General features: G+C 40.9%; 15 protein-coding genes and 1 tRNA gene. 10 read left to right on the top strand and 6 right to left on the bottom strand.

Features of this window, described 5'->3' with window-relative positions:
* Positions 1-2: 2 nt before the first annotated feature.
* From QT327_RS25190 to kbl, 4 genes are all read right to left on the bottom strand, one after another.
* Positions 3-578 (bottom strand): TetR/AcrR family transcriptional regulator, encoded by a 576-nt coding sequence (locus QT327_RS25190; RefSeq protein WP_013664752.1) that lies wholly within the window; start codon positions 576-578, stop codon positions 3-5.
* Positions 579-1,010: a Rieske (2Fe-2S) protein gene (locus QT327_RS25185; RefSeq protein WP_013664751.1), complete on the bottom strand. Its 432-nt coding sequence runs from the start codon at positions 1,008-1,010 to the stop codon at positions 579-581.
* On the bottom strand, positions 991-2,034 hold the full coding sequence (pheS, locus tag QT327_RS25180; protein WP_041387171.1) for a phenylalanine--tRNA ligase subunit alpha: 1,044 nt from the start codon (positions 2,032-2,034) through the stop codon (positions 991-993). Before pheS ends, QT327_RS25185 begins: the two co-directional genes overlap by 20 nt.
* A 152-nt stretch (positions 2,035-2,186) precedes the next feature.
* Entirely contained in the window at positions 2,187-3,377 is a 1,191-nt protein-coding gene (kbl, locus tag QT327_RS25175; RefSeq protein WP_130854540.1) for a glycine C-acetyltransferase, read from the bottom strand.
* Positions 3,378-3,558: 181 nt separating this feature from the next.
* Here kbl and QT327_RS25170 point away from each other — a divergent pair, with 181 nt between their 5' ends.
* From QT327_RS25170 to QT327_RS25150, 5 genes are all read left to right on the top strand, one after another.
* Positions 3,559-4,044 (top strand): DinB family protein, encoded by a 486-nt coding sequence (locus QT327_RS25170; protein ID WP_130854541.1) that lies wholly within the window; start codon positions 3,559-3,561, stop codon positions 4,042-4,044.
* A gap of 128 nt (positions 4,045-4,172) precedes the next feature.
* Positions 4,173-6,632: a DUF5686 and carboxypeptidase regulatory-like domain-containing protein gene (locus QT327_RS25165; RefSeq protein WP_165446900.1), complete on the top strand. Its 2,460-nt coding sequence runs from the start codon at positions 4,173-4,175 to the stop codon at positions 6,630-6,632.
* A 147-nt stretch (positions 6,633-6,779) separates the two neighbouring features.
* Complete coding sequence (gene xseA, locus QT327_RS25160; RefSeq protein ID WP_130854543.1) at positions 6,780-8,312, top strand: exodeoxyribonuclease VII large subunit; 1,533 nt, start codon at positions 6,780-6,782, stop codon at positions 8,310-8,312.
* A 1-nt stretch (position 8,313) separates the two neighbouring features.
* Positions 8,314-8,460: an exodeoxyribonuclease VII small subunit gene (gene xseB / locus QT327_RS25155; RefSeq protein WP_289554227.1), complete on the top strand. Its 147-nt coding sequence runs from the start codon at positions 8,314-8,316 to the stop codon at positions 8,458-8,460.
* Between the two features lie 93 nt (positions 8,461-8,553).
* The gene (locus QT327_RS25150; RefSeq protein ID WP_130854544.1) at positions 8,554-9,414 is read left to right on the top strand and encodes a TraB/GumN family protein; all 861 of its coding nucleotides are present in this window, start codon (positions 8,554-8,556) and stop codon (positions 9,412-9,414) included.
* Positions 9,415-9,481: 67 nt separating this feature from the next.
* Here the strand turns inward: QT327_RS25150 and QT327_RS25145 are convergent, their stop codons facing one another.
* Positions 9,482-11,626, bottom strand: coding sequence for a prolyl oligopeptidase family serine peptidase (locus QT327_RS25145; protein ID WP_130854545.1), 2,145 nt, complete (start codon positions 11,624-11,626; stop codon positions 9,482-9,484).
* Positions 11,627-11,786: 160 nt separating this feature from the next.
* On the opposite strand from QT327_RS25145, the gene QT327_RS25140 reads away from it, so the two are divergent.
* Together QT327_RS25140 and QT327_RS25135 are read left to right on the top strand one after the other, a co-directional pair.
* On the top strand, positions 11,787-14,462 hold the full coding sequence (locus QT327_RS25140) for a glycoside hydrolase family 2 protein (protein WP_130854546.1): 2,676 nt from the start codon (positions 11,787-11,789) through the stop codon (positions 14,460-14,462).
* Positions 14,463-14,652: 190 nt separating this feature from the next.
* On the top strand, positions 14,653-15,402 hold the full coding sequence (locus QT327_RS25135) for a UDP-2,3-diacylglucosamine diphosphatase (protein WP_130854547.1): 750 nt from the start codon (positions 14,653-14,655) through the stop codon (positions 15,400-15,402).
* Between the two features lie 117 nt (positions 15,403-15,519).
* Here QT327_RS25135 and QT327_RS25130 read toward each other — a convergent pair whose 3' ends face one another.
* Complete coding sequence (locus tag QT327_RS25130) at positions 15,520-16,806, bottom strand: MFS transporter (RefSeq protein ID WP_130854548.1); 1,287 nt, start codon at positions 16,804-16,806, stop codon at positions 15,520-15,522.
* 133 nt (positions 16,807-16,939) lie between these two features.
* Here QT327_RS25130 and prfA point away from each other — a divergent pair, with 133 nt between their 5' ends.
* The 3 genes from prfA to QT327_RS25115 all read left to right on the top strand — a co-directional run bounded on the left by prfA (position 16,940) and on the right by QT327_RS25115 (position 19,713).
* The gene (prfA, locus tag QT327_RS25125; protein WP_013664739.1) at positions 16,940-18,013 is read left to right on the top strand and encodes a peptide chain release factor 1; all 1,074 of its coding nucleotides are present in this window, start codon (positions 16,940-16,942) and stop codon (positions 18,011-18,013) included.
* Between the two features lie 70 nt (positions 18,014-18,083).
* A tRNA-Asp gene (locus QT327_RS25120) sits at positions 18,084-18,157 on the top strand.
* A 155-nt stretch (positions 18,158-18,312) separates the two neighbouring features.
* The gene (locus QT327_RS25115; RefSeq protein WP_289554226.1) at positions 18,313-19,713 is read left to right on the top strand and encodes an MATE family efflux transporter; all 1,401 of its coding nucleotides are present in this window, start codon (positions 18,313-18,315) and stop codon (positions 19,711-19,713) included.
* Positions 19,714-19,739 lie beyond the last annotated feature (26 nt).

The following is a 19,739-nucleotide window of genomic DNA, read 5'->3' as shown; positions in this document are numbered from 1 at the left end:
GGTTAACTGACGGTTGCTTTCACTAAATAAGGTAGTATCTCTTTTTGAAAGGAAACAAAATACTTTCGAACATCGGCCACACTTACGGCCGTAAAAGCGAACGAAAACACAATACTTTTGCTCGACTTAATTAAAAATACTAAGTTTTCTTTAGGTATACCGGGATCAATAATATGGCTCTCGTTAAAAGAACTGATCAGTAAATTCTCCAAATCGTCAGAAAGCGTTTTTAAATACTCTTGTGCATTGGCCGACTCTCGAATGAAATCCCAGCCAATAAATTCATTACAGATGGTATAGGTTAAACGACTGACCTTCAAAATAAGATTACTTAAATACGTGCCTTGATCGGTAGCCGTACTTGGGTTATGTATGAGTTCGTCTACGCCGACCTGAATATAATCCATTAGGATGGCATGTAAAACCATTTCCTTGCTATCGAAGTATTTATAAATGGTAGCTTTGGCTATTTTAGCCTTTTTCGCGATCTCATTGACGCTGGTTTTGTTATAACCATAGCGTCGGAAGAGATCCTTTGCCGACCGTTTGATACTTTCTTTAATTTTATCTGCTTCCATTTAATTAATAACTCTTATAAGATTCCCATCTCTCCTCACCTGGTAAGGTTTTAACGGTCGCTCAGCCGGAGCCTTTGAAGGCATACCGCTTCTGATATCATATTTCGCACCGCTGCATGGATCTACCAAAATAATACCGGTGTCATCCACATTTACAGCACACTTTTTTTCCGGATTAACTGTACTGCAACGATCGTAGGCTACATAACCGCTTCCTGTATTATAAACAATTATACCGGCAACACCACCGGTTTCCGACACGGCGTAGCCTCCCGCCACCTCCAGTTCGTGGTATTGGGTGGTAGAAAACGTTTGGTTAACAACCACCTCAGGAATCCCATAATAGTCTTTTCCACAGCCGCAGACGATAAAGATCAGCAACGGACATATCTTCCAGAGGAAGCTCTTTGTCTTAAATTGTCTCGGTTTCAAATTGTCTTAAAAAACGTATATCATTTTCAGAAAACAAACGCAAGTCTTTGATTTCATACTTCAAGTTAGTTATGCGCTCAATGCCCATTCCAAAGGCAAAGCCTGTATATTTCTTTGCGTCAATCTTACTGTTTGTTAACACATTCGGATCCACCATACCACATCCTAGGATTTCAACCCAACCAGTGTATTTACACATATTACATCCCGCTCCTTTGCAAATGGTGCAAGAAATGTCCATTTCAGCAGACGGTTCCGTAAAAGGAAAATAAGATGGACGGAAACGAACTTTGGTTCCTTCACCAAAAAGTTCCTGAACAAAATGGTATAAGGTCTGTTTTAAATCAGCGAAAGAAACACCTTCATCGATATATAAACCCTCTATCTGATGGAAAAAACAATGTGCTCGAGCGGATATTGCCTCATTTCTATAGACACGTCCCGGCATAATAGCACGGAAAGGAGGAGTCCCACTTTCCATCATTCGTACTTGCACCGATGAAGTGTGCGTACGGAGTGCAATATCATTACCTTCTTGTTTCCTGATAAAGAAGGTATCCTGCATGTCTCTTGCGGGATGTTCTTCCGGAAAGTTAAGCGCCGTAAAATTATGCCAATCATCTTCAATTTCCGGACCCTCGGCCACAATGAAACCAAGTTTTTTGAAGATTTCCACAATCTCTTTTCGTACAAGGGACAAAGGATGGCGAGTACCAATTTCAAAACCAGGTCCGGGCAGGGTCAAATCCTGTTCTTTCGAATCCTTTGAAGAGTCGGCAGAAACCTCGAATAAATCCTTTGTTTCGGCATATCTTGCTTCTGCCAATTGTTTAAATTCATTCAACACTTTGCCCAAAAGCCGCTTTTCTTCACTCGAAACATTTTTGAACTCTTCAAACAATCCTTTGACGATCCCTTTCGCTACCAAAAATTTCAGTCGATAGTTTTCGACTTCTTGTTGTGAATGAGGAGTCCAATTGTTTATCTCTTCTGTATATTGATTAATTTTTTCCTGTATACTCATTTTTAACTCTTTATAAAATAAACAAAGCCCAGCCAATGGGCCGTTTATTTTTTGCAAACTTAGATAAAATGCTCGAAATTCACGAACAGCAGCGAAGCACCGGCCTTCCTGTTTGCATTAATTAATTCCATACAATTATCAATTTATCTTAACTAGTTAATTACACCCAATTGCTTTCCTACCTTGGTAAAAGCGGTGATTGCTTTGTCTAGATGTTCCTGTTCATGAGCAGCAGATAATTGCACGCGGATCCTGGCCTTTTCTTTAGGAACAACAGGATAATAGAATCCGATTACATAGATCCCTTCTTCCAGCATTTTAGCGGCAAACTCTTGTGCTAATTTAGCATCGTAAAGCATCACCGGAACAATGGGATGGAATCCAGGCTTAATATCAAATCCCGCTTCCGCCATCTTCTCTCTAAAGTACTTGGTATTGTATTCTAGTTTATCCCGTAATGCCGTCGTTTCGCTTAACATATCCAGAACTGCGATAGAAGCGCCAGCAATGGCCGGTGCCAGTGTATTGGAAAACAAATAGGGTCTTGAACGTTGACGAAGCATATCGATGATTTCCTTTTTCCCCGAAGTAAATCCGCCGGAAGCACCACCCAAGGCTTTTCCCAAGGTCCCTGTAATAATATCAATGCGGCTCATAACACCAAAATGCTCGTGTGTACCTCTTCCTGTTTTACCGATAAAGCCCGTGCAATGCGATTCGTCAATCATAACCAAGGCTTCGTATTTATCCGCCAAATTACAGATCTTATCCAGCGGAGCGACCACCCCATCCATCGAGAAAGCACCATCGGTAACAATAATACGATGTCTAGCGCCTTTTGCAGCAATTAATTGCTTTTCCAAATCCTCCATATCCGCATTCTTGTATCGGAAACGTTGTGCTTTACATAGGCGAACGCCGTCTATAATAGACGCATGATTCAATTCATCAGAAATGATGGCGTCTTCTGCTCCAAATAACGGTTCAAAAACACCCCCATTCGCGTCAAAGGCTGCCGCATACAGAATGGTATCCTCCGTCCCAAGAAACTTAGCTATTTTTGCCTCCAGCTCTTTATGTATATCCTGTGTCCCGCAAATGAATCGTACGGAAGACATGCCGTAACCATGTGTGTCTATTGCTCTTTTTGCAGCATCAATAACTTTTGGATGAGACGAAAGCCCTAAGTAATTATTCGCGCAAAAATTCACAACTTCCTTGCCTCCACTTACTTTTATATCCGCGCCTTGAGGAGTCGTGATAATACGTTCCCGCTTATATAAGCCTGCCTCTTCTATTTCGGCCAATTCTTTTTGCAATACAGGTTGAAGTGTTTTATACATAAATTCAGTGATTTGCGGTAAAAATACAGATTTAATGATAAAAGCTGAAAAGATGATAGAAATGATTATCTTTCGGTAATCGATCTAAACATATAGCGACTCCGATTAGCTATATGTTAAATCTGTGCCGGATTTTTTATCTTTGGAATACTGTAAACCATTATATTTTAAGCCTTATTTTATGAGTAATCTGTTAATACAAAATCTAGTAAAGCAATTACAGGATGTTCAAGACGGTGACCTATGGTTAGATGAAAACTTCATAAAAAAAATTGATACATTAACACCGGAGCAGGCGCTCACTCGGCCCATTCCCGATATACACAGTGTTGCCGAAATCGTTTCACATCTGTTGGAATGGAGAAGGGATTGTATCCGTAAGTTGCAAGGCCAAAAAAGCACATTGACCATAGAAAGCAACGAAAACTGGCGTTCGAACAATGAGTTAAAGCAGATAGGATGGAAAAAACTGAAAGATGATTTTTATGCTTCTCAATACCACTTGATACGCTTGATTGAAATACGGGATGATGCCTTTCTCGCTCAGGAATGCGGCACATACACCTTTCAAGCGCTGTTGGAAGGGATGATACATCACGACCTTTACCATTTAGGCCAAATAGGAATTTCCATTAAACTACTAAAAGTTAACGGCCTTTTAAAATAAAACCCGGTCTAACCTGCTCATCTCGTTATATCGGGTTTAGCACGTAAACCCTTATTAACATACTTTAACAAAAATAAATGTAACCTTTCAGGCTTGCAGACCATCTTAAGAGCATATCTCATATGCTGATGAATCGAATCGTTACCCTTATTTTCTTTCTGTTTACAAATATTGCCGTAGCTCAACAACTAACTTTAAAAGGATCGATACGCGATGCCGATGGCTTTCCGATACCATTTGCGACTATTGTTAAAGAAGGCTCTTCGATTGGCACCTCGGCAAATAAAGAGGGACATTTTAACCTATCGCTACCGGAAGGCCGGCACCAATTAAGTATTTCGGCAGTGGGCTACAAGCAAAAAACAATCACCGTGAAACCGCCTCAACACGACAGTCTTATCATTCACTTAGATGGGGAGATTTACACATTACAGGAGGTAGTTATCGGAAACCGGGAAGACCCCGCTTATTCCATCATTAGAAAGGCAATAAAGAAAAGGCCCTATTATTTAAAAGAAACAGGCCCCTATCACGCACATGTATATATAAAAGGCTTGCAACGTTTAATTAAAGCACCAAAGAAATTCTTTGGTGTTGATATGAACGAGATTGGAGAAGAAATTGGCCTGGATTCTGCAAGAAAAGGCATCATTTATTTATCTGAATCGGAGTCCAAGATTACCGTCAATCCGCCCAAGGATTTCAAGGAAGAGATGATCAGTTCCAAAATTTCAGGCGATAATAAAGCCTTTAGTTTCAATAGGGCCTCTGAGCTTCAACTTAATTTTTACGAGAACTACCAACATATTGTTGAAGGTTTGAGTAACAGGCCCTTTATTTCTCCCATTGCCGATAATGCTTTAGCATATTATCGATATCAATATCTAGGCACCGCAGAAGAGAAAGGGAAGACGATTATCAAAATTAAAGTAATTCCTAAAAGAAAGGCAGAGCCACTTTATAAAGGCAATATATATATTATTGAAGGTGAATGGCGTATTCATAGTGTGAATTTTCTACTTGATAAGGAGTCGAGCATCAACTTTGTCGATTCGTTGAATCTCAAACAGCTTTATACAGAAGTAACGGAAAACAAATGGATGCCTTCTAATATCCAATTGGATTTTAAGGCTGGTCTACTTGGCTTTCAAGTTGGTGGTTATTTTACGGCTATTTATCAAAACTATACCTTTATCGATGCGCCCGATAAGAGACTTTTTCGGGAGGTATTATCTATAAGTGGAGACGTGAATAAGAAAGACAGCCTGTATTGGGCGAAGAACAGGCCAGTTCCATTAAGTCCGGAAGAACAAAAAGACTATATAGCAAAAGATAGTTTATATCGTTTTCATCAATCGAAAGCGTATTTGGACTCCATCGACAGAAAGAATAATCGCTTCAAACCACTGACATTTCTAACGAGTGGGTATAACTACCGCAATCGTTATAAGAAAGAATCCATTCGCTTTAACGGCCTCTTAACATCAATGCTCTTTAATAGCGTTGAAGGTTTGGCGATTAATTACGGTATAAATTACAATCGACAACTCGACAGCGGGCTAAATCGATATTTTCGTATAAATGGACGCATTCGATATGGATTTGCAAACAAACACCTCAATGGTATCGTGAGCACGGATCTTCCTGTTAAGAATCAAACCTTCGTACTATCTGGCGGTAGGGATGTCCTCGATCTAAACAACCAGGGTTCACTTCCCACTTTATTAAATAGCCTGTACACCTTATTTGTCGGGGAAAATTATCAAAAACTCTACGAAAAAACCTTTGCTTCCATAGCGTGGAGCAATACCTTGCCGGGCAATATTAAAATCAGCCTGCAAGCGGAATGGTCAAACCGCCATTGGCTACCCAATGCTAGCGGATTTACGTTCCGGGATCGTAATTCAAATAAGCTTACCTCCAACAATCCCTTACAACCGGACGCCGACGTTCCGCTTTTCACAGACAATAAATCCACAAAAGTCCGGGTCGGTTTAAGTTATGACTTTTCAAATCGTTATGCCATGTACCCAACGGGCAAACGTTATCTGGTTTCTAAATATCCAACCTTTGGTATCCAATATACTAAAGGCATTAAGAATGTCTTAGGCTCAGATGTCGATTACGATTTGCTTACCACAAGTGTTCAAAAAAACAATATGGGCCTAGGTCTATACGGCAAGGTGTCCTTTTCAGTTAGCGCTGGAAGCTTTTTTAACAATAAGCAACTTTTTTATCCGGATTACAAACACTTTAATGGAAATAGAATCTTACTCGTTGACCAGCAGCTAAGTTCCTTTTTAGCCTTAGATTATTATCAGTACAGCACCCCTTCCAATTTCGTGGAAGCCCATATGGAGTATAATCTCGGCGGTATGTTCGTCAGTAAGGTGCCCCTATTACGAAAGCTGAAGCTTGAAGAGCTTATTGGATTGCATTACCTACACACGTCTGAATTAAGTAATTACAGTGAATTGCATGTTGGTTTACAATGGAAAATGATCCGACTAATGTATGCGCATTCAAGAAGTGCTGCCCAGCCCCTCAATCAAACAAATACATTAAGGATAGCCTTAAAACTATTTTAGTGGGGAGGTCGTTAGTCGAAGCGTACTTCATACAATCGACGCTTTTAGACTGGTATTTCTGCAAGCTATTTAAGAATCTACACTATAGCGTAGTGTAAAAAATCAACTCCTCTTCGCGAATGTCGTGCATTTTATCTAAGTTTGAGTATGCCCGAAATAATTGCAGATAAAACTATCTTTTCATTGGCGGAGGTAGCTCGCAGCATCCAAAAGACAATAGCAGACCGCTATAAAAGCTTGTATTGGATAAAGGCTGAAATGAACAAACTAAATCACTATTCTCATTCAGGTCATTGTTATCCCGAGCTGTTGGAGAAGCTAGAGGGAAAGGTCATTGCAGAAATTCGGGCAACATTATGGAAAAGCGACTATGAGCGTATTAATCAGCGTTTTGTCGAAATCATTAAAGAGCCATTAAAGAATGGGATCAATATACTTTTACAAGCATCAATTAGCTACGATCCTGTACATGGATTGAGCCTACATATTGTCGATATCGACCCTTCGTACTCGTTAGGAGAATTGGAACGAGAAAAACAGGCCAGTATTGCTTTGCTGAAAGAAGAGGGCCTTTTTGAGGCAAACAAACTGTTGCCTTTTCCTTTACTGCCTAAACGTATCGCCATCGTTTCGGTAGAAACGAGTAAAGGCTTAGCCGATTTTTTAAAGATTATCGATCATAATTCTTTCGGTTATCGTTTCGAGTACGAGTTGTTCCCGGCTCTTTTGCAGGGTGAAAAATCCGTGATCTCCATCATCGATCAGCTAGCCAAGATCCGTTTACAACTGCAACGTTTTGATGTCGTTGCGATCATAAGAGGAGGTGGAGGAGAGGTTGGTTTAAGCTCTTACAACAATGTGTTATTAGCGAAAGCCATTGCCACTTTTCCTATCCCTGTAATAACCGGAATTGGCCATGCGACCAATGAGACCGTTTCAGAGCTAGTTGCCTATAAAAATGCCATCACGCCCAGCGCGTTGGCTGATTATCTTTTACAACATTTTCACAACTTTGCTCGCCCGGTAACCTATGCGGAACAGGTACTTCGATTGAAAACGCAGCAGCTCTTCGATAATCAGCAACAATTGCTAAATAACAACATCCGCTATTTTAGAATGGCGAGCTTGAATATGTTACATGAAAACAAGCATCAATTAGCGAATTTACGTAACCGTACACTTCAACAAAGCAAATATCAACTGGCCCAGGAGAAAGGATCGTTTCAACGCCTTAAAAGCCAATTATCCACGCAGTCAAAGCGCACTTTAATGGAAGAAAAACAGGCCATCACTTTTCTAGGACAACGATTGAAACGTGAGAACCTCCATTTAAGCAAGCGTTCAAGACAGGTAATTCGGCAAATCAGAGATCAACTAATCCGCCAAAGCCATCAGATCGCAAAAAAGCACCATGCAGCTCTCACAACATTACATAAAAATCTAGCACCTGGCACCAAGAGATTATTAGTGGAAGCGACTAAATCACTGGACAATCAAGAGCGCCACCTATCTATACTCGACCCACAACATGTACTGAAAAGAGGGTATAGCATCATGCTTTTTCAGGGAAAAGCTGTAACTGATGCGCAGGTCTTGAAGGTGGGCGATAAGGTAAAGACGATTTTAGCATTTGGCGAAACAGATAGTCAGGTTACTTTTGTAAACGAAATAAAGAAATAAAATGGATAAGCAATTAAGCTATACATCAGCATTTGAAGAACTTCAGACAATCGTGGAAGAAATCGAAGATGGAGAAATTACGGTAGACGAGCTTTCAAACAAAGTGAAGCGTGCGGCATTGTTAATCAAAATCTGCAAAGTAAACTAACTGAAACCGAAGCAGACGTCAATAAGATTTTGGAGGATCTGGACAATGAAAATTTGAAGGAAGATGAATAGAATGCATCAAGAATAAAATGTTATGAAACGATTTGTTCTATTAATCGGGCTCCTATGGTTTTCTTTCGTTATTACATCGAAAGCACAAACATCAACAGATCGGACGACGCTTTGGGAATTCACGGGAAATGGCCTTTCGACCCCCTCTTACCTGTTTGGCACTTTCCATCTTTTATGTCCGGATGATTTAATTTTTACAGAGGCCCTCAAGCAAAAGCTCGAAGCAAGTCAACAATTATACCTTGAGCTGGATTTTTCGGATCCTCAGATCGGTATGAAAATGATGGAAAATATGCGCATGCGAGGCAAGACATACCATGATTTATATGATAGCCTAACCTATCGCCAGGTAAGTGACAGCCTGGAAAAAATAGCGCATATTCGTCTGGAAACGCTAAATAACATGAAGCCCTTTGGCCTATATTCCATTGTTTTAATGGGTGCATTACAATGTCAGCCCGCTAGCTGGGAATTGCAATTGGTGGATTTAGCAAAAGCCAAAGGTATGAATATCGCCGGCTTAGAAACGGTAGAGAGCCAGGCTGCGCTTTTTGATACGATTCCTTATAAAGTTCAAGCAGAACAACTAAAAGAAATGGTATTTAATTTGGACAGCACGGCTACGGAAATAAACGAGCTTATCAACCTTTATAAAAGCCAGGATATCCACACCTTGCACAGTCGAACGATAACTGATCCGCTCATGCAGGATTATTTAGACCTAATGCTGTACAATAGAAACGCCAATTGGATTTCCATTATAGAAGAAAGTGCAAAATCTCAAGCCACCTTCTTTGCTTTTGGGGCTGGTCATTTGGCTGGGGATAAAGGTGTTATTAATCTTTTGAGAAAAAGAGGGTACACAGTAAAACCCGTGTATTGATAAACAAAAGAGGGGAGCTAAAAACGAATTTTTAGCTCCCCTCTTTTATTAGTTCTATATTTCACATTTATTCGCTATACCCAACCCCCATATTCTGAAACATAAAAGCCCATTTATCGGCTTGTTCCTGAATAATCATAGCTGTTGGTTTACCTGCACCGTGTCCGGCCTTCGTTTCGATTCGAATCAATACCGGATTGGTTCCCTTATTGTATTCCTGCAAGCGCGCCGCAAATTTGAAACTATGAGCAGGCACAACTCGGTCGTCATGATCGGCTGTTGTTACCATCGTTGCCGGGTATTCAATCCCTTCTTTTAATGCATGATAGGGCGAATATTTATACAAATAATCAAACATTTCTTTATTATCATCCGCGGTTCCGTAATCGTAGGCCCAACCAGCGCCGGCCGTAAATTTGTGATAACGTAACATATCCAGAACACCCACCGCAGGGAAGGCGACTTTATATAAATCCGGTCGTTGCGTCATAGCGGCGCCGACAAGTAAACCACCATTGGATCCACCGGAAATTGCCAGACGCTCTTTTGATGTATAGTTTTCTTTAATGAGGTATTCGGCGGCGGCTATAAAGTCATCAAACACGTTCTGTTTCTTCAATTTAGTTCCTGCTAAGTGCCATTTTTCTCCATATTCGCCGCCGCCACGCAAATTGGCTACTGCATAAACACCTCCTTGTTCCAACAATAAAACTGTTGATACACTAAAGGAAGGCGTTAGACTGATATTGAAGCCGCCATATCCATATAACATCGTTGGATTGCTACCATCAAGTACGATCCCTTTTTTATAGGTTATAATCATCGGAACCTTCGTGCCATCTTTAGAGGCATAAAACACCTGTTTGGATTCGTAATCCTCAGGGTTGAACAACACATCGGGCTTTTTGTATATTGTCGACTTACCGGAAGCTATATCATATTTGAAAATGGTGGGTGGATATACATACGATGTAAATGAATAGTAAAGCTCCTTTTCGGTCTGTTTTGCCTCAAAGCCATTGGCCGTACCAAGTCCAGGTAATTCTACGATTCGCTCTTCTTTGCCACGCCTATCAAATTGTTTTACTAAAGACGTAGCATCTTTTAAGTAAATGGCGAACAATTTGCCGCCGCCTTTCTTTATGTTCAGCACATTTTCGGTTTCCGAGATCAAATCTTTCCAGTTGGCGGGTTTTGGATCGTTAATATCAACTGTTACCACTTTATAGTTTGGTGCCCCCAAGTTTGTTAAGATAAATAGCGAGTCTCCTTCGTTATCGATTATGCTGTGTTCTTTGTCAAAATTATCTACTACCTGAACGATTTTAGAATCCGGCTTGCTTAGATCCTGGATATACAATTCATTGCCACTTGTGGTATTTGCTGCCGTGATAACCAAAAACCTTTCATCCTCAGTTAAATAAGCCCCGATATATCGCCTCGGCGTACTTTCGCCACCAAAAATCAGTTCATCTGAACTTTGGGGAGTGCCTAGTTTATGGAAATACAATTTATGATATTGTGTCAAACCCGACAGCGCGCTCCCCTCTTTCGGTTTGTCATAGCTACTGTAATAGAATCCTTCATTGCCTTTCCAAGCCAAGCCTGAAAATTTAACATCGATCAATGTATCACCTACGACTGATTTATCTTCTGCTTTCCAAACAATTACTTTGCGCCAGTCGGAACCGCCTTCTGAAACCTGATAGGCTACTAAACTTCCATCTTTACTGAAATTGATATCTGCCAAAGATGTGGTTCCGTCGGCCGAAAATTTATTGGGATCCAAAAACACCTCACTCTTACCCTCTTTTTCTTCTCGGTATATAACCGATTGATTTTGGAGTCCGTCATTCTTAAAGTAGTATGTATAATTGCCTTCTTTGAAGGGAGCCGATATTTTCTCGTAATTCCACAATTTCTCCAAACGTTGCTTGATGGCGTCTCGGAAGGGAATCTGAGAAAGGTAGTCATTTGTCACTTCGTTTTGGGCTAACACCCATTCTTTGGTATCCACCGCTGTATCGTTCTCCAACCAACGGTATGGATCAGGAACTTTCGTGCCAAAATGATCGTCAACAAGATCAATCTTTTTTGTTTTTGGATAAGGCTTTAATTTCATAGCTGTAGCTGGTTCGATGGTTTTTTGATTATTGTTGCATGCCATCAAAAAAGATGCTAGCAGCAACAATCCTGAGTACGTTTTTACCATGTTGAATAAATAAAATTTACATTGTGAATTATTTGTTCAATATTACAAATAAAAAAGCCTCTTTTGAATACGGAATCGATTCCTTTCCTTATTTTTACAATAAATCCTTAGGTTTGCCAAGGAAAAAGCTTCCGCCAAACTGTTTTAATAAAACTTACAAATGAATACCGCTATACCGTCGACTAAAACGATTTATTTACTAACTCTTCTCACGCTTTTCTCCTTATTTTCCTTTGCACAATCATACGAATTGAACAAAGGTTGGATATTCAGGAACTACAAAGAAGTATCCTTGTCGGGTGAGAAACTTTCTGATCCTTCTTCAGTCATTCAAGGCTGGAAGCCGGCCACTGTACCGGGAACAGTATTGACCGGTATGCTGAACAATCAGGAGATTCCGGATCCTTTTTTTGGCATGAATAACAACAAGATCCCGGATATTTATACAGTTGGCAGGGATTATTACACCTATTGGTTCGTGAATGATTTTGAAGAAGGCATTCCAACCGGCGATAAACAGGTATGGTTGCATTTTAGAGGAATCAACTATAGTTGTGAAATCTTTCTCAACGGTAAAAAAGTGAATACTAAACCCTTCAAAGGGATGTATATCCGCAAGCGATTCAATATTACAAAGCTCCTTGCTTCAAATGGCAAAAACAGGTTAGCCGTCATTGTGTACCCACCTGACGTTGTAGGCAATCCAAATGGCGGACAAGGCGGAGATGGCACCATCGCCAAAAATGTTGGGTTACAATACACTGCTGGTTGGGATTGGATTAAACCTATACGGGATAGAAATACCGGCATATGGGATAAAGTAACGATTGAAAAAACGGGTGCTATTTCCATTATCGATCCCCATATCATTACGGAAGTTCCCGGAAAAAGGGAAACCAGTGGCATCCAGCAACCTGCCATTATTAAAGTTTCCACAACTTTGCGCAACGCGGCCAATAGACCTATAAGTGGCGCGCTGCAGTATCGCTTAGATGGACAATTAGTTAAGCAAAGTGTTACTCTTCGTCCTCAGGAAGAAAAGGAAATAAAACTCCCGGATTTAATCTTAAAGAACCCAAAGTTATGGTGGCCATCGAATTATGGACAACCCTATTTGTATCCCATGGAGCTAAGTTTTGTACCCAATGCAGCCAAAACCACTAGTGATAAAAAAGATCTGAAAATAGGTATCCGGGAGATTCAAACCTACTGGAATCCACATACACGTAGCCGGGAGGTAGCGGTTAACGGTCAAAAAATATTCATCAAAGGTGGCAATTGGATCATTTCAGATGCGATGCTTCGCTTCTCAAAAGAACGTTATGACGCCGAAATTCGCTTTCACCGGGATATGAATCTAAATCTTATTCGAATTTGGGGTGGTGCGTTGGTGGAGCGACCGGAATTTTACGAAGCTTGCGATCGTTATGGGCTACTTGTCTTTCAGGATTTTTGGATGTCCGGCGATTGTAACGGACGATGGGAAGATCCATTGAAGAAAGACGATCAATGGACAAGGCGACAATACCCGGATGACCATCAATTATTTCTTGAATCTGCTGCCGATATGATCAAAATGATTCGAAACCATCCCTCTTTAGCATTTTATTGCGGTGGTAACGAAATCACACCTCCTGATGATATTTTAGTTCCACTCCGGGATTCCATCTTGCCGAAATTGGATGGCACCAGATGGTTTGTTGATTATTCCAATTCAGATGCTATGTCGCAAAACGACATTGGTGGGAACGGCGATGGCCCATACGGAATACAGGACATCAAAACATTTTGGGCTGATAAAACCTGGCCCTTTAATTCGGAAGTTGGCTCCGTTGGTGTGGGCGACCTGGAATCATTGAAGCGATTTTTACCGGAAGAAAATCAAATTGCACCCTTATTCACGGGCTTTAACGCCGAGGGTCGAGTACAGGAAACCGTAGACTCGGTTTGGCAATATCACACCTATATTGGCTATGGTGAACATATAGCGCCTTATGGAAAAACAAACAATTTGGAAGATTTCGCAAACAAGGCGCAACTAGTCAATTATAATCAATACAGGGGCCTGATGGAGGGCTTCAGTGCCCATATGTGGGATTGGTATACGGGTACAATCATCTGGAAGACGCAGAACCCCTGGACTTCCTTGCGCGGTCAAATGTACGACTATTACCTCGATCCAAATGCTGGTCTTTATGGCTTAAGGAGTGGCAGCGAACCATTACATGCTATGTATAATCCAGTAGACGGTTTTGTTTCCATTGTCAATAACCATTTTGAAAAACGTAACAATATAATGCTTGTTATTCATGCATACGACATGCAAGGGAAAGCTTATCCAATAACAAAGGTATTTGCATTTATGGAACCTTCGTCTGTTAAAAAAATCATGTCCATCAAAAAGCAAATCGACGAATTGGCAAAAGACAAAGGGGCTTTTTTGCGTCTACAGTTAATGGATGCAGGGCAACACCTATTAAGCGACAATTTCTATTGGTTGCCTGATGCGAAAGGTTATTATAGCGGTTTAACAGATATGGCCAACTGTAAGCTCGATATTAAAGTCAAACAAATCACACCTGGAGAATATGCGGTCACACTGGCCAATAATGAACACGATAATATTGCCTTTTTCAACCGGCTTGCTTTGGTCGACAATCTTACACATCAACGGATCTTGCCAACTTTTTATAGTGACAATTATTTATCGGTAGTCCCCGGTGAAAAAAAGACGGTCATGATAAGTGTTGATCCTGCGCTAACTCGAGGCAAACAAGTTGTTTTGACAAACGCAGGTTGGAACGTGAAACAAACAGCGGTACTGATTTCCGAATAACAGCTCACTGTAAAACGAAGGTTTTATTTCTTTCTCGCTTTGGCTTGATAATTTTTAGTTTCATCTCACTTGCCAAAAACTTGATTAAGGGAAGCCTTCCTATAATCTTAGTCTATTATACAGATAAGCAGAAGCCATATCCCAAAAGCAAGCTTTTTAAATAAGCTTGCTTTTGGTTACCTTCGCGTCGATGGTAGAAAACAAAAAGATATATTTCGCCTCCGATTTTCACCTAGGCGTGCCAACCTATGAGAAAAGCCGTGAACGGGAGGCCCGACTGGTTCGCTGGCTTGAATCCATTAAACATGATGCCGCCGAGCTTTACCTTTTGGGAGATATTTTTGATTTTTGGTTCGAATATGCAACAGCCGTACCGAAAGGATTTGTTCGCTTTTTAGGCAAGCTCGCAGAATTAGCAGACAGCGGAATCAAGATCACGTTCTTCAAGGGCAATCACGACATGTGGATGTTCAGTTATCTTCAAAAGGAGCTTGGGGCTAAAATTATAGCAGACGAATTGGTTATTGAACGGCAAGGAAAGCGTTTTTATCTGCATCATGGAGATGGCCTGGGCCCAGGGGACGCTAAATACAAGTTTCTTAAAAAATTCTTTAGAAGTAAATTTTGCCAATGGCTCTTTGCCCGCATTCACCCCAATCTAGGAATTGGTATCGCGCTGCGGTGGTCGCAAAACAGTCGAATCGCCAATAATAAGAAAGAATGGCGCAAGGAAGCTGAACAAGAATGGCTGATTGTATATTCCAAAGAAGTATTACAAAAAGAACATTTCGATTATTTGGTTTTTGGTCACCGGCATCTACCCTTAGACATCGATCTGGGGAACAACAGTCGATACATTAACCTTGGCGAATGGGTAAACTACAACACATATGCTGTTTTTGATGGGCATAATTTGGAACTAAAAACATTTGAAGGGTGATAGGTAACACGATAGCTTTACATGGTTACGGCCTTAACCGAATATCCGGCGCCACTACCAGCCTATTAGCAGATAGTGACGCCTCCTTATCATTTTCATACGTTAACACATTATTCGCTATATATCCGCTTGCAAGGCGGGTGGTGTTTTTATCTTTTTTCTCGACCGCAGATATAAAACCAATCCGGCAAAAATAATGGTCAATACAATGGGGATAACGAGTGTAATTCTAATTACCTCCGGTCCTGCTAAACTTTTAGCCTGATTGAGTGCCTGATTCATCGATGTCCCTTCCGCTGCACTCAAATAGGTAGCAAGATCAGCACCGGCAGGAAGGTAATTTAGTACCAACCCATCGTAAAAGTTCCCCATAAAAATACTATAAATAGATACGGCGAACATTCCGGCGCCTCCCATTAGATTTAATCCTAATGCGCCGGATTGAGGAATATGTTCTGCGACGAAGCCGATCATCGTTGGCCAGAAATAACAAACCCCTATACCAAAAACAATAGCCGCAAAAAATATAGCATTACCGGTTAAGGTACTGAGAAGGTATAGGCCTATTGCCGAAACCATTGCTGATAAAAGCAACACACCCTGTGGCGACAAGCGATGTACGATAGGTCCTGCCAAACCTCTCCCCACTACCATTACACCGGTAGTAAGTGTTAATATGAGGATGGCATTATTTGTTAAATTCTTCAACAGCACGTCTATCCATTGCCCGGTAAACAACTCAGTTACTGCCGTACCAAACATACAGATCAACATAACGATAAATAGAGGAGATAGTACCGCTTTGTACATATCGGTTGTAGAATATCCGGAAGCCACACGCTCTGTAACCGGAAATTTTAAAGAGGAAAACAGATAACCATAGACTAGGGTAGGAATGATCATAATCGCCACCTGCCACTGCCAGCCAATTTCCAGCGTATTCAACAATAAAACGATGAGGGTACCAATAACGATCCCACCAGGGAACCACAAGTGAAAATGGTTCAATTTAACTGTTTTATTATCAGTATACAGTGAAGCAACCAAGGGATTACATGCCGCTTCAACCGTACCATTAGCAATACCTATCAGTAGTGTTGAAATAAACAGTGTCCAATAACCGGCTGCAAATACCGTTAATAATATTCCTGACAAATGCAGTATAAAGGCTACCACTAGTAGCTTTTTCATTCCGATAGCATCCACCACAAAACCGCCGATAATAATCGCCAGGGGGAAACCCCAAAATGCAGACGCCGTAATGACACCTAGTTCCGCTGTGCTCAAATGAAAATCGATAACTAGCTGATTCATGATACCTGCCCTTATACCAAAAGAAAGAGAGGTTACCAGCAAAGCTAAACAGCTTGCTACAAAAAGTTTGTTGCGTTCAATCGCTTGCATAATAAGGCTTTTAAGTTTATAATTACCCAAAAGTAAGTTTTTTTGGCTAACTATCGCAATTGCATATGAAAAGCATTTTATCTAAGTTTGTAAACTTTTTGCCCAACGGGGTGAAAAAGCAAATCATACTAGTATGTTAGAGAAGTTAGAAGCGATAAAATTACGTTGGGAAGAAGTAGAACGTGAATTGAGCAATCCGGATACGGTAAACGACATGAAGCGTTTTGCAAAGCTTAACAAAGAATATAAAGACTTAGGTAAAATCGTTGATGAATATTATATCTACAAAAATATCATCAGCAATATAGAAACCAATAAGGATATACTAGCCAATGAGAAGGATCAGGAACTGAGGGAGATGGCCAAAGAAGATTTAGATGCCTTACTTGTTCAGAAAGAAGAAAAAGAAGAAAAAGTAAGACTTATGATGATTCCCAAAGATCCGGAGGATGCCAAAAATGCCATTTTCGAGATCAGAGGGGGGACCGGTGGGGACGAGGCTGCTTTATTCGCAGGTGATTTATATCGTATGTATACTAGGTATTTTGACCAGAAAGGGTGGCGGGTCGAAGTAATGGATGTTACGGAAGGTACTGCAGGAGGATATAAAGAAGTTATCTTAAAAGTAAGTGGTGAAGACGTTTATGGCCAATTAAAATATGAATCAGGCGTACACCGCGTACAGCGCGTACCGGATACGGAGACTCAAGGCCGAGTACATACTTCAGCCGCTTCTGTCGCAGTACTACCCGAAGCAGAGGAGGTGGATGTGGAAATCAATCCTGCTGATATTGAAATGCAAACATCCCGCTCGGGAGGTGCCGGTGGTCAGAACGTTAATAAAGTAGAAACGAAGGTGCAATTAACGCACAAACCTTCGGGGATTGTAGTTGTATGTCAAGTAGAGCGCTCGCAGCTAGCGAATCGTGAGCTAGCGATGGAGATGTTACGGACTAAATTATACGAACTGGAAGTACAAAAGAAACACGGGGATATTGCGGCCAAACGGAAAACGATGGTATCTACCGGCGATCGCTCGGCCAAAATACGCACCTATAACTATCCCCAAGGGCGGGTAACCGAGCATCGTATTGGTTTGACCATGTATAACCTTCCGGCTATTATGGATGGTGACATTCAGGAAATTATCGATGCGCTTCAATTTGCTGAAAATGCTGAAAAAATGAAAGAAGGCGGTCTCGAATAATTTTTTTAACAAAAAGATTTTAATTTTAAAAAAACGCGCTATATTTGCAGTCCTCAAAAGAGGGGAAGTAGGTCCGGTAGTTCAGCTGGTTAGAATACATGCCTGTCACGCATGGGGTCGCGGGTTCGAGTCCCGTCCGGACCGCTTTCAATCTCTGCTTATTTTATGCAGGGATTTTTTTTTCTCCTATTTTTCTCCCGAGTATAAAGATAATGGATAGGAGAAACGTCATCTTACAATAAAACTGAGGTCATATAATACGCTTGTTGTTACAACAAGCTTTTTCTTTTTCTATCAATATGCACGGATTAGGATTGCTTCGTAATGAGGCGGGCAAGACTTTGAAACTTGCAGGCCCTATAATTTTAGGTGAATTGGCACAAATGGCATTAAGCCTTATCGATACTGCCATGGTCGGCTCTGTTAGCTATAAGCAACTTGCAGCTGCGGCATTGGTAATGAGTGTCGTGAACATCCCTTTTGTCTTAGGGATAGGCATGACGATGTCCGTTTCTCAAATGGTAGCCATGGCCCACGGGCGAAATGACGCCCAAAAGGTCTCTCATTATTTATACAATGGGTTTATCCTTTGCTCATTTACGGCCATCATCATTTCACTCGGATTAGAATGCAGCAAAGATATCTTGTTCCACTTAAAGCAGGATCCGGAAGTAGCCGAAATGGCCGTCCCTTTTTTAAGAATTATCGGAATATCCATTATTCCCATGATGCTGTTCATGACCTTAAAACAGTTCACCGACGGCTTGGAATATACACGAACAGCCATGACGCTATCCCTTATTGCTTTGCCTCTCAATGCATTTCTTAACTGGCTACTGATTTTTGGAAATTGGGGGCTGCCAAGGCTAGAATTGGTAGGAGCGGCATGGGGAACCTTAATTACCAGAACGCTTATATTTTTAGCATTAACCTTTACAATCCTTAAACATAAAACTTTTAAACGTTACATGGCCGCTGGTCGTACACACTGGAAATTCAGTTGGCATACGATCAAAGAATTGCTGAGGATCGGTATACCCAGCAGTTTACAAGCCGGTATGGAGGTTGGGGTTTTTGCTGTTTCCGCTATATTGGTTGGTACCATTGGCGCTGTCGAACAAGCAGCGCATCAGATAGCCATGAACTGTGCCGCTTTTACCTTTATGGTATCCATGGGATTGGCTCAAGGAGGTTCGATCCGCGTAAGCAATGCTTACGGTCGAAACGATTGGAACCATATTCTGACTATTGGCAAGAGCAGTATCCTGACGGCGCTTTGTTACGGCGTTCTCTGTTTTGTAATTTTCATATCCTTTAACGACTTTTTACCAATGCTTTTTAATGATAATGTAGAAGTGGTAAAATTAGCTTCCTACTTACTGATCTTTGCTGCTATTTTCCAAATATCCGACGCCACGCAGGCGATCTCCGTTGGACTATTGAGGGGAGCGAAAGATGTGAAAATTCCGACCTTCCTGGTAGGTATTGCATATTGGGTAGTGGGTTTGCCCATAGGCTACTTCCTGGCCTTTAATTTAGATATGAAAGCTCCAGGTATCTGGACAGGCTTAATTATTGGCCTCAGCTTAGTGTCCATTTTTTTATCAATACGATTTTTACGATTGAAAAACATATTGCAATCACGGACGGTATGTCGTTGTAAAAAGAGAAAACTTACTCAGTATCAATATATTTTTTAATAATATTTTTAAAATACGAATTTTTC

This window comes from Olivibacter sp. 47 (genome assembly GCF_030372825.1).
Lineage (GTDB): Bacteria > Bacteroidota > Bacteroidia > Sphingobacteriales > Sphingobacteriaceae > Olivibacter > Olivibacter oleidegradans.
This window is presented reverse-complemented; position numbering and strand designations above follow the sequence as displayed.